9 protein-coding genes and 1 riboswitch are annotated in these 10132 nt (G+C 65.9%); of the genes, 6 read left to right on the forward strand and 3 right to left on the reverse strand.

The genetic code is table 11. From position 1 onward, the window contains the following. Positions 1-232: 232 nt before the first annotated feature. From JOY90_RS16810 to JOY90_RS16820, 3 genes are all read left to right on the forward strand, one after another. The gene (locus JOY90_RS16810) at positions 233-2320 is read left to right on the forward strand and encodes a hypothetical protein (RefSeq protein WP_291692242.1); all 2088 of its coding nucleotides are present in this window, start codon (positions 233-235) and stop codon (positions 2318-2320) included. A gap of 78 nt (positions 2321-2398) precedes the next feature. Further along, entirely contained in the window at positions 2399-2914 is a 516-nt protein-coding gene (locus tag JOY90_RS16815) for a hypothetical protein (RefSeq protein ID WP_291692243.1), read from the forward strand. Between the two features lie 151 nt (positions 2915-3065). After that, positions 3066-3497 carry a hypothetical protein gene (locus JOY90_RS16820; protein ID WP_291692244.1) on the forward strand — a complete coding sequence of 144 codons (432 nt, stop codon included), beginning with the start codon at positions 3066-3068 and terminating at the stop codon, positions 3495-3497. Positions 3498-3504: 7 nt separating this feature from the next. Here JOY90_RS16820 and JOY90_RS16825 read toward each other — a convergent pair whose 3' ends face one another. Together JOY90_RS16825 and JOY90_RS16830 are read right to left on the reverse strand one after the other, a co-directional pair. Further along, positions 3505-4344, reverse strand: a complete 840-nt coding sequence (locus JOY90_RS16825; RefSeq protein ID WP_291692245.1) for a PepSY domain-containing protein — start codon at positions 4342-4344, stop codon at positions 3505-3507. Then, on the reverse strand, positions 4344-6776 hold the full coding sequence (locus tag JOY90_RS16830; protein ID WP_291692246.1) for a TonB-dependent siderophore receptor: 2433 nt from the start codon (positions 6774-6776) through the stop codon (positions 4344-4346). Before JOY90_RS16830 ends, JOY90_RS16825 begins: the two co-directional genes overlap by 1 nt. A 126-nt stretch (positions 6777-6902) precedes the next feature. After that, positions 6903-7108: riboswitch (cobalamin riboswitch) on the reverse strand. Positions 7109-7286: 178 nt separating this feature from the next. Here JOY90_RS16830 and JOY90_RS16835 point away from each other — a divergent pair. Then, on the forward strand, positions 7287-7739 hold the full coding sequence (locus tag JOY90_RS16835) for a hypothetical protein (RefSeq protein ID WP_291692247.1): 453 nt from the start codon (positions 7287-7289) through the stop codon (positions 7737-7739). Positions 7740-7906: 167 nt separating this feature from the next. Here JOY90_RS16835 and JOY90_RS16840 read toward each other — a convergent pair whose 3' ends face one another. Continuing rightward, the gene (locus tag JOY90_RS16840; protein ID WP_291692248.1) at positions 7907-8935 is read right to left on the reverse strand and encodes a polysaccharide deacetylase family protein; all 1029 of its coding nucleotides are present in this window, start codon (positions 8933-8935) and stop codon (positions 7907-7909) included. 245 nt (positions 8936-9180) lie between these two features. Here JOY90_RS16840 and JOY90_RS16845 point away from each other — a divergent pair, with 245 nt between their 5' ends. Beyond that, positions 9181-9462: a hypothetical protein gene (locus tag JOY90_RS16845; RefSeq protein ID WP_291692249.1), complete on the forward strand. Its 282-nt coding sequence runs from the start codon at positions 9181-9183 to the stop codon at positions 9460-9462. Between the two features lie 160 nt (positions 9463-9622). After that, complete coding sequence (locus tag JOY90_RS16850) at positions 9623-9838, forward strand: hypothetical protein (protein ID WP_291692250.1); 216 nt, start codon at positions 9623-9625, stop codon at positions 9836-9838. The last annotated feature ends 294 nt before the right edge of the window (positions 9839-10132 follow it).

Below are 10132 nucleotides of genomic sequence, written 5' to 3' on the forward strand. Positions count from 1 at the left end.
AAATAACGAAGATCGATCGGCGGACCGATTCGGCGCAGTCGAAGTGATGCCGGGACGCGGCGCGGCGCGCATCGGCCGCAACATGCTTTGGTCATGAAGCAAGGCTAGCTAACAGGCATACAGAGGCGCATCGCGCGCACCTGCATACAGGATTATGAATTATCCTGATGCGTCAATGCGCGGGTGGCGGCGTCGCCATTCGCAACCTGCATGCGGTGAGGGAGCATCGACAATGACCGTGACTTTCCGTGCGATTCCCGACGGCCCGCCACCGCAGCGCCAGCCGGCCGGCACGCCTCCCGACCGGTCGGCGTTCGACGCCGCGGTCACCCAGGCGAAACAGGGCCCTCCGCTTTCGCCTCCGACTGGACCATCCGTTTCGCCCGACCGCCAGAAGCAGATCGATAACTGGCTGGCGCATGATGCGGGCAACGATTTCGGCAGCGGCTATCTGCCATGGGCCGCCAATGGCGGCGACAAGGTCGCCGACGCGCTGCACGGCCGTTCCAGCCTCGGTCAGCTCAGCCGCGAGGAGCAGCAATATCTGATCGATCGCAGCGCCGCGAAATGGGCCAAGGAAAACGATACGTCCTCGGCATCGACCCTGGCGCGCGATGTTGCCGGGGACCGCAATCTCGGCGCCATGGTGGAATTGGCCGACGCGCGGCAGGCGGCCAATGTGGAGGACAGCGGCCCGCGCGATCCCTTCAAGCGGATCGAGGCGAGCGCCTTCGCGCATGACGCGCTGGAGGCGGCCGGCAGGTCGCCGCTGGCGACCGCCAGCCCCGACGATCTGCAACATCTGAAGCAGATCCTGTCACCCGACCAGTATGCGAGCGTGGTGGCGGCGCTGTCGACCGACGGTGCGACGCCTGCGGAGATCAAGCTGCAGGAGCAGAACCGCGCCGCGCTCGCCCACGATCCCGCGGCGAGCGCCGCCTACGACAAGCTGCTCAACGACCAGCAGTACAAGTCGCTGAGCCCGGATGCCCGCATGGCCGTGCTCAGCGAGATCAGGAATTATCCCGATGCGCGCTCGATCGCGAACCTGCAGCGGCTGGCCGGGCGCGAATGGTTTCGCGGCGATTCGCCTGCCAACCAGCAGCGGGACGCGCGGCTGATCGCCTTCGCCTCGCAGGACTCGAAGGCGGATCCCAGGATCAACAATGACACGCTGAACCATCTGCTCGGCGACGACGGCATCTCGCTGCAATGGGCAGGCAATGCGCCGTCCGACGGCGCTGAGCACGATAACCACTTCCTGTTCTGGAAGACCGGCGAGACCATCACCCTCAACTCGAACGCGGTGCAGGCGGGCAATGGGCCGCCGTCCGGCAATGACGACGCGCTGCGGCAGGTCAGCGAGACGGCGCTGCGCTTCTCGGTCGCTGCCGCGCTGTCGAAGAACGGCGCCACGCCGGCCGAGCTCAGACTTCAGGAGGAGAACCGCACTGCGCTCGCCGGCAATCCGGCGGCGGCCTCTGCCTATGACCGGCTGCTGAATGACGGCAAGTACAGGAGCCTCAGCCCGGATGCGCGGTTCGCGATCCTGAGCCAGGTCAAGAACTACCCCGACGCACGGTCGATCGGGAATCTCGAACGGTTGGCGGGACGCGACTGGTTCCGCGGCGATTCGCTCGCCAATCAGCAGCGCGACGCCAAGATGATCGCCTTCACCTCGCAGGATTCGACCGGCGACACCACGATCAACAACAACACGCTGAAGCACGTGCTCGATGACGGCAACCTCGACATCAAATGGGCGGTGATCTCCTCGCCGCCCGGCACCGTCACCTATGGCGAGCAGAGCGACGATCATTTCCTGTTCTGGAAGACCGGCAGCACGATCACGCTCAATCAGAATTTCATCTCGGCCGGCAACGGACCGCTGACCGGCGACCTGACGGCGGTCAAGCTGATCAGCGAGGACACGCTGTCGCACGAGGTCAACCACGACCTCAATCACGATGAGAACAACGCCTCCTATCGCTACTTCATGGCCGAGTACCGCGCCTGGTATGTGGGGCGCGAAGCCGCGCTCGGGCATCCGCCGAGCCAGCAGGATTGCTACGCGCGGGCGCAGTTTCTCGTCACCTCCACGCAGGGCGCCTACGCCACCATCGGCGATGCGTTCCACAACACCAATTCCAACGATTCGAAGGAGATCGTCCGCTTCATGGCGAAGATCCTCGGGCAGGACCCGGCGCGGGCGACACCGCAATCGGTGCTCGCGCCCAACCCGCCGCTCGATCCGAACCATCCCGGGCAGATCCCGGAGAAGAGCGGCGCCGATGATCCCGTCAATCTCGATAATCATTGAGGTGGCGGCGTGCGCGGTGCAGGTTTCGGGACTATCGTGGGGAGGATTGGTTTGCTGATGGCACTCGGGAGTACGGCCATGGCTGAGGGCGAGGATGTTGCCACGCGGATTGCAAGCCGGCTGAGCTGGCCCAAGTCCACGACCGTGGTGCGGAAGGCTGAGCTCGTCGGCCTCAGGGGATGCGAGGTCTACGACGCCTATGACCGCCGCGTGCTCGATGGCGCAGGCGTCGCGGTGGCGTGGATGAGTGACGGCGGCCTGGTCGCCAGGACCGATCCCGGAGCGCTCGACACGGTGTTTTCACACTGTCTCCAGCCGAGTGCGCCGGCCGCGACCCAGGCCGAGATCGTGGCCCGCTTCGCGCCGAACCCGGGCCCGTTGCGCGTCCTGCATGACGACGGCCTGGTGGCCGCGCAGATCCTGCTGCGCAATGCCGGCCAACGCTTCAGGCCGCCGGAAGCCGTGACGGAGCAGGGGACGCGGCTGATCCGCTTCCTCGCGATCACCGAGACCGGCACCGCGCTGTTTCGCATCCTCGGCCACGTGACCGGCGACAAGGTCACCGTCGAGGCGGAGATGCTGTCACCCGGGTAAGGCCGGTCGGCAGGTCGCCAGACTGCGCCATCAAGTCCGCGTTAACCTTACGGCTTAACCAAGCGTTAACGATGTATTTGCGGGCGCCACCGCCCGGGCCTAGCGTCGTGTGGGACGGAGGGAGCCCAGTCACCAACGATCGGTAGGTGCCATGTCGAACAGGATGCTCGCGGTTTCGGTCGCAGTGCTCGGCGCAACCGTGCTGATGTTCACCGTCCATGCGGCCACGGCGAGGCCTGCTGCCGCGCGGGGCGCAACGTTCACGTCCGCGCATGCGTCAATTCGTCCGCCGGCCGCCGCGTTGCGGCATCATCCCGGCCGCCATGACGGGGTTTTCTGGCCGGGCGGCTATTATGATCCGTCCTATGGCGAGCCTCAGGTCGATGCGGCGCCGCCGCCAGCTCCGTCCGGCGACGTCCACTACACCTACACTTACGACGTGCCGTGGGACTGGGTGCATCGCTTCCCGCCGCAGGTCGCGCCCTCCGACCATCCCTATGTGCCGAGCTGTCCCACCGAGACGGTGACCGTCAGGGGACGCGGCGGCCAGGAGCAGACCGTCAACGTCACGCGGTGCTACTGACCGCGCTTCAAATTTGCCGGACTCGCCGCCATGACAGCACCACCCCGGTCAGGCTGAACGCAAAGCCGCACAGGCAGAGGCCGACGATCAGGCCCGACCGCAGGCCTGGGCGCGAGGTCAATGCGGGGAGGTCGAGCGTGTGCAGCGCGCGAAACAGCGCCTCCTCATGCGCGAACAGCCGGCCGTCATCCATCGACAGGAAGCCGGAGAAGATCCAGGAGAGCATGAAAGGCGCGAGGATCAGCCCGGACACGTGATGCCAGCCTCGCAGGCCGCGACGTGCAGGCGCGCACTTGCCGAGCCGCACCAGGCCGACGATCACGCCGAGACCGGCGCCCAGGGTTGCGAATAGCGACAGCCACCACACCAGCGTGCTCCAGGCCTGCCGGTGACGACGCAGCGCCGCCGGATAGATCCAGTGCGGAATGCTGCCGGCATAATTCGCAGCGCGCTCCATGCGCGTCGTGACCAGCACGACATCGCCAGTCGACGATGCGACATAAAGCTCGGTGCCCGCCTCGTCGCCGATCTCGGCCCGATAGAGCGGGCGATCCGGATCGTAGGCACCGCCGACCGTCCATTGATCATCAGCGATGGATATGACGCCGATGCGCGATAGCTCGATGCCGTGCCCGCGGCCGTAGGCCTCGGCGAGCTTGCGAGCCTCCTCCGCCGAGCGCACCTTGCCCGTACCAAGCGCCGTGATCGTGCGCGCCGGGAACGGCACGAGGTGCATCACGATTCCCGACGCGAACCACATCGCAAACAGCAGGCAGAACACGACGCCCCACCAGCTATGCAGGCTCACCAGGATGCGCACCCCGATGAGCCAGCCTCGGCCGCGCATCACCATTTCGCCGAGGCGGACAATTCGAAGGTCCGCGGCGCGCCGAGATAGACCTGGTCGGGATAACCGGGATCGGACCATGCAGCGTAGACGGTGTCGGTGAGGTTGCGGACGCGGAACGCGACGCGCATGGTCTGAAGTCCCTGCCACCACAGGTCCCGGCCCGGAATGTCGACGAAGGCGAACAGATCCGCGGTGGTGTAGGGCAGCATCCGGGCGAGGTCGTCCTCGAACAGATAGCGCTGCCCGACATGGCGCACCGAGCCGCCGATCTCGACCGGCCAGCGCCATCGATCGAAACGATAGGACGCGCCGGCGTTGACGATGAAGGGCGCGACGTTCGAGGGCGTGTTGCCGGTCCAGACGTCGAAATCGCCGTACCGGGCCTGGGTGAACGCGACATTGCCCCAGAGCTTCAGGTTCTCGACCGGGCGAATCGCGCCGGCGAGCTCGACGCCGCGGGTGTGGACCTCGCCGGCCGGGGTCGAGACCGCGTTGGTGAGCGCCACATAGACGTTGCGCCGCTCGATGTCATAGGCCGAGAGCGTCGCCTCCGCGCGGTTGTCGGAGGAGACCGCCTTGACGCCGGTTTCATAGATGCGCGCGCTGGTCAATTGCAGCGACGTGCCCGGCGTCACCGAGAAGATGCCGGCGGCGGCCGGATCATAGGCGGTGGCAAACAGGCCGTAGAACATCAGCCCCTTGACCGGCTCGAGGGTCGCAGCCGCGCGATACGACACCGGCGTCCAGGTCTTGGTGAAGGGCTGGCCGGAGGGAATCGTGCCGTCGAAATTGATGCCGTCGCGCGACAGCGTCAGATCCTCGGCGCGGACGCCGCCGATCAGCGCCAGCATCGGGGTGAGCTTCAACCGGTCCTCGACCGAGATCGCGAGATCGTCGAGGCGGCTGTTGCGGATGTTGGGCTCTGGCACGCCGTAGAAGCCGGGGTCCGGATTGAGCACCGTGACGGAATCGGCCGGGAAGGTGTCCGGATTGCCCTCCTGGGCGAACTGGATGTCGTTCCGGCTCACCTGCAATTGCGCGGCGAAGCGGTTCTCGATGCCGAAGAAGCCGCTGTTCCAGACGAGATCGGTGTTGTCGCCGACGACCTGCTGCTTGTGGGTGACGAAGAAGCGGTCGCGATCGATCAGCGAGCTGGCGTCGTTGAAGGCGTAGGTCTCGCTGTCATACCAGTGGCGCTTCGCGCCATATTCATAAGCCTGGTTCCTGATCGTGACATCGCTGTTCAGCGCGAGCTCGAAACCGCCGCGCAGCCAGAGCTCATGCGCGCCGACGGAATTGTCGGCGACATTGTAGCTGGTGTGCAGCGTCCGCGAGTCGACGGTGAGGGGCCCGAGGACGGAACCGGTGAAGGTGTTGACGGCGGTGCCGGCGACCACGCCGTTGGTCGCGAAGGGTCCGGCGAAGGCGGCGGGGACCAGCGGCGTGCCCCAATAGGCATGACCGTCGTCCCGCTTGTACTCGATGGCGCCGAACACCTTGAAGGCGTCGCTCACGCGGTAGTTGATCTGGCCCGAAGCATCGTCGAGCCGCTGATCATCGCCGTCGATGAAGCTGCTGAGCTTCGAGGAGCTGACATCGAAGCGATAATCGAGCCCCGGCACGCTGGTGCTGCCGCCGGAGCCGAAATGGGTACGGTAGCTGCCGAGCGAATCGATCGAGCCGTCCAGCTCGTTGCGAATAGGCCCGGTGGTGGGCTGGTTGCTGACGTAATTGACCGAGCCGCCGATCGCGGCGAGACCCGACATGATCGACGACGGACCCTTGAGGAATTCGACCTGGGCGAGACCGGCCGTGTCCATCACGCGCGAGGTGATGCTCTGCGGGCCGATCCAGATGCCGTTGTAGAGCACGGTCACCTCGCCGAACGAGAAGCCGCGCATCGAAAAGCCGCCCGGTGCGCCGGCGGCGTCCCCGGACAGCACGCCGACCGCGCCCTGCGCGGACTCGGTCGTGGTGCGATAGCCCTGCTCCCGCATGGTCTGTCGGCCGACGACCTCCACCGTCGCCGGCGTCTCATGCACGCTCAGCCCGAGCCGGCTGGCGCTGGTCGCGACCGCGTTCGAGTTGAGCGGCGTCGACGGCGGCTCCGAATTGGCCGCGGGTCGTGCCGCCGCCGGTGTTGCCGGCTGTTGCGCGGCCCGTCTCGGCAGCCCCCTGGCGTCGCTTGTCGGTTTGGAAGCGGCGTGCCTTGACTCGTGCCTTGGCTTGGGCGGCGAGATGTAGATCGGATCGAGAACCTGCGGGCTTTGCGCCGAGGCAGTCTCGATCGTATCGGCGAAAAAGAGACCGATCACGCCGAGTGGCAGCGCGGCGGCGGATAGCCACCGCTCTCGCGGCCGGTTCAGGTGAAAGCAATGCGCGCGGAGGCGCGCCGGCAAATGGCGTCCATGGTTGTCTGAGGTCGACACGTTATGCTCGACGGCGAATGATGGGACCGTCATGCCCGTCGGCCGCGCCATCTGCCCTTCGCCCCTGGTGCGGCAGACCTGACACGGCTCCTGCAACGCCTCGGAGCACCCCGCCCGACGCATTCGCGCATGACCACGGCTGGTAGCAGGTCTCCTGGCTCGCGGGTCACGGCTTTCGGACCACCTTCCCAGGATCAGGCGATCCCAGTGGCTTCAATGGTCGTCGGCTCGCCGCTTACAGTTGCGGGGGCAGCTGCGGCATGGCCCGTCGTGACGAACGCACCGCATTCCCTTGATCAGCCCTTGCGGGCACTACCATTTACAAAAATGGCATCTGCGCCGCGCCGGAGTCAAGCCGCAGTGGTGATGAGTCCCAGCGTCTTCAACTGCCGCGACTTGAGGGCGGCGTGCGAGTTTTGCCAGGTGACAGAGATCACACACCTGCGTCCGTGGTTTCCCTAGAGTCAGGCCAAGGCAATTCGATCAAGTCAGACAAGGGGAGACCTTGAGATGCGCAAAATCTTGTTGATCACCGCAATGGTCGTCGTTTCGGCGTCCGCTCATGCCGGGCCGTCGTCCCGCAGCCTCACGATCGGTCCGAGCTCGAACCAGCAGGTCGCCGCCACTGCCGATCAATCCAGGACTGCGGACGCCGTTACGCCGGTCTCCAGCCAGAACGGCGCCGCCCCGGCTGCGGCAGACCAGACCAGGCCCGCCGAAACGCCGAAATACATCCACCGGCCGCTGGCGGTCGACACCACGACCACGGGCGATACGCCGAAGGCCGATGCCGCCGCGAAGTACAGCCGCCGCAATGCGGCCAATCCCGGCCATGGGGCGCGGCAGAGCTATGCCGCTCACGCCGGCTATGCGGGGCGCCCCGGCATGATGCCGCATCGGCGGCATCACTTCAGTGCGGGCCGCATCATCGCCGCGCTGCATCGCTACGGGATCTATTGGTAAAACGCGGGATCTCGGTCGGTAGGATGGGCTGAGGCGCGCAAGCGCCGTGCCCACCACCTCTCGACAGGTATGCTTGGCATGGTGGGCACGCTTCGCTTAGCCTACCCTACGATTCCCGGACCAATTGTCGCAGCTTCGCGCGTCGTGAGCGCGAAGTTGCGATACTTCTACTGCGAAACCGTCTGCACCACGCTCGAGACCGGCCGTGAGGAGACCTGCGGCAGCTTGGCTTCCTTGGCGAAGGCGTCGTCATATTCGGGCAGGGTCGCAAGCGTCGTCTTGGCCTTCATCTGCACGACCTTGTAGCCGCCCGCCTTGAGCCGGCGCAGCAGCACGGGCAGCGCGTCCGCGGTGTGCTTCTGGAAATCGTGCATCAGGATGATGCCCTTGCCGAGCTTGTCGAGCTTGGTCATCACCGTGTTCACGACCTTGTCGGGACTGCTGTCGCGACGGAAGTCGAACGAGTCGAGGTCGCAGGAGAAAATCGCGACGTTGCGGGTGCCGAGATAGGCCAAGGCCTGCGGATTGTGCTGCAGTTGCGGGAAGCGGAAGAACGGCGAGGGATCGGTGCCGAGCGCCCATTTCACGGCCGAGAAGCCCTTCTCGATCTCGTCCTTGGCGATCTCGTCGGTGACTTTCTTGCCGTTCAGATTGGCGTGCGACCAGGTATGCGCACCGACGGTATGGCCCTGCGCGAGCACCTGCCGGAGAATCTCCGGATGATAGGTCGCGTGCTTGCCGATCGGAAAGAACAGGCCCTTGGTGCATTCGTCGGCGAGCGCCTTCAACACCGCGGGCGTGTTGCCGGGCCACGGGCCGTCGTCGAAGGTCAGGACGACCTCCTTGTCGGTGAGGAAATCGAGCTGCTTGAAGTTCTCGAAGCCGAAGCCGGGGCCACCCGTGGTGTCGACCTCGACCACGCGGCTGACGCCGAGCGCATCGGGATTGGCGCAGGTGGATTTGGGCAGGATGGGGGCCGGCACCGGCGCGGCCGGCTTGGAGATCGACGCGGTGATTTCGACGTCGTCCTTGGCGAGGGTGGTGGGAGGGGCCAGCGGCAGCGGGTCCGACTTGCGCGCCGCCACGGTCTGCGGCGCGGTCTGGTGGGCCCACAGCGAGGTGCCGAGGAACCACATTCCGGCGATGATGGCCGCGGCAACCACACTTCCCAGCATCAGGCCTAGGGCATTACGCATGTGACTCTACCTACGATACGCAATAACGGGATGCGCAGCTTTTGCGCAGCCCATTAATGCAAAGTAAGTCTTAACGCCTCCCCAACGGGGCGCGGTTCCACGACGGATTTCCGCCGGCCGTTTCTCGACGTGACAAACGTCACACTCGTGGCAGGTGTCGTGACAACCGTCACAGTCGAACGGCCGCGATCGGCGCATCCTCCTCGCATCAACAACGGGCCCGCCGCGGGCCGATGGAGCCGAACATGACCACTTCCTTGACGCGCACGATCCGCCGGGCCGCTCTGGTGCTGGCCTGCGCCGCCTCGGTTGCCACTTTCGCCACCAGCCGGAGCTTCGCCTTCTCGGCGGAAGCCCAGGAGATGTGCACCGGCGACGCCTTCAGGCTCTGCAGCGCCGACATCCCCAACATCCCGGCGATCACCGCCTGCATGATCAAGCACCGCGCCCAGTTGTCGCAGGGCTGCCGGACCGTGATGGACCGTGACCTCGCCGCCAAGGGCAAGAACGTCGCGCAGAAGGACTGACGGCGGCTCCCCGGCATTTCTCGACGCGGCGCAGGCGGGACAGGAACTCCCGCCTGCGCCGTTATGTTGCTATGGTGCCGGGGCAGAATGAATGGCCGCGGCGGAGGGCCGCATCCAAGGATTCGTTTCCGGACCTGCCGGCCAAGGAAGGCACAACACGATGACCCGTCTTGTCTCGATCATTCCCCTGCTTCTCGTCGCGGCCGGCGCCTCGGCGCAGACCGCGCATGAGCATGATGCCTGCGCGCGCGACGTCTCGCGCTTCTGCCGCGCCCACATGAGCGAGGGCGACTCCGTCGTGCTCGCATGCCTGCAACAGAACCGCGCCCGGCTCAGCAAGGCCTGCGACAAGGTGCTGAAGGAGCACGGGCAGTAGGATCTGGTTTGACGTAATGAAACGTGTTTCAGCAGGCTCGTTCACCTCCCGCCAGCGGGGGAGGTCGACGCGAATGAAATGAGCGGCGGGTGGGGGCCGCCACCAGCGCGACTCGTGGAGAGACCCCCACCCCAACCCTCCCCCGCAAGCGCAGGGCTATCGCATATGAGCTCGAGCCATCGGCACGACCGGTCACCCTCCCCTGGAGGGGGAGGGTCGGCTCACATGAAGCGAAGCGGAATGTGAGCCGGGGTGGGGTGATGCTTCCGCGCGCACACTGTCTAATACGGAGAG

The sequence above is a fragment of the Bradyrhizobium sp. genome, from assembly GCF_019242285.1.
Taxonomy (GTDB): domain Bacteria; phylum Pseudomonadota; class Alphaproteobacteria; order Rhizobiales; family Xanthobacteraceae; genus Bradyrhizobium.

Coding starts and splice junctions, on each gene's coding strand:
- JOY90_RS16810 (WP_291692242.1), top strand. CDS start 233: ATGACCGTGACTTTCCGTGCGATTCCCGACGGCCCGCCACCGCAGCGC.
- JOY90_RS16845 (WP_291692249.1), top strand. CDS start 9,181: ATGACCACTTCCTTGACGCGCACGATCCGCCGGGCCGCTCTGGTGCTG.
- JOY90_RS16835 (WP_291692247.1), top strand. CDS start 7,287: ATGCGCAAAATCTTGTTGATCACCGCAATGGTCGTCGTTTCGGCGTCC.
- JOY90_RS16815 (WP_291692243.1), top strand. CDS start 2,399: ATGGCTGAGGGCGAGGATGTTGCCACGCGGATTGCAAGCCGGCTGAGC.
- JOY90_RS16840 (WP_291692248.1), bottom strand. CDS start 8,935: ATGCGTAATGCCCTAGGCCTGATGCTGGGAAGTGTGGTTGCCGCGGCC.
- JOY90_RS16820 (WP_291692244.1), top strand. CDS start 3,066: ATGTCGAACAGGATGCTCGCGGTTTCGGTCGCAGTGCTCGGCGCAACC.
- JOY90_RS16825 (WP_291692245.1), bottom strand. CDS start 4,344: ATGCGCGGCCGAGGCTGGCTCATCGGGGTGCGCATCCTGGTGAGCCTG.
- JOY90_RS16850 (WP_291692250.1), top strand. CDS start 9,623: ATGACCCGTCTTGTCTCGATCATTCCCCTGCTTCTCGTCGCGGCCGGC.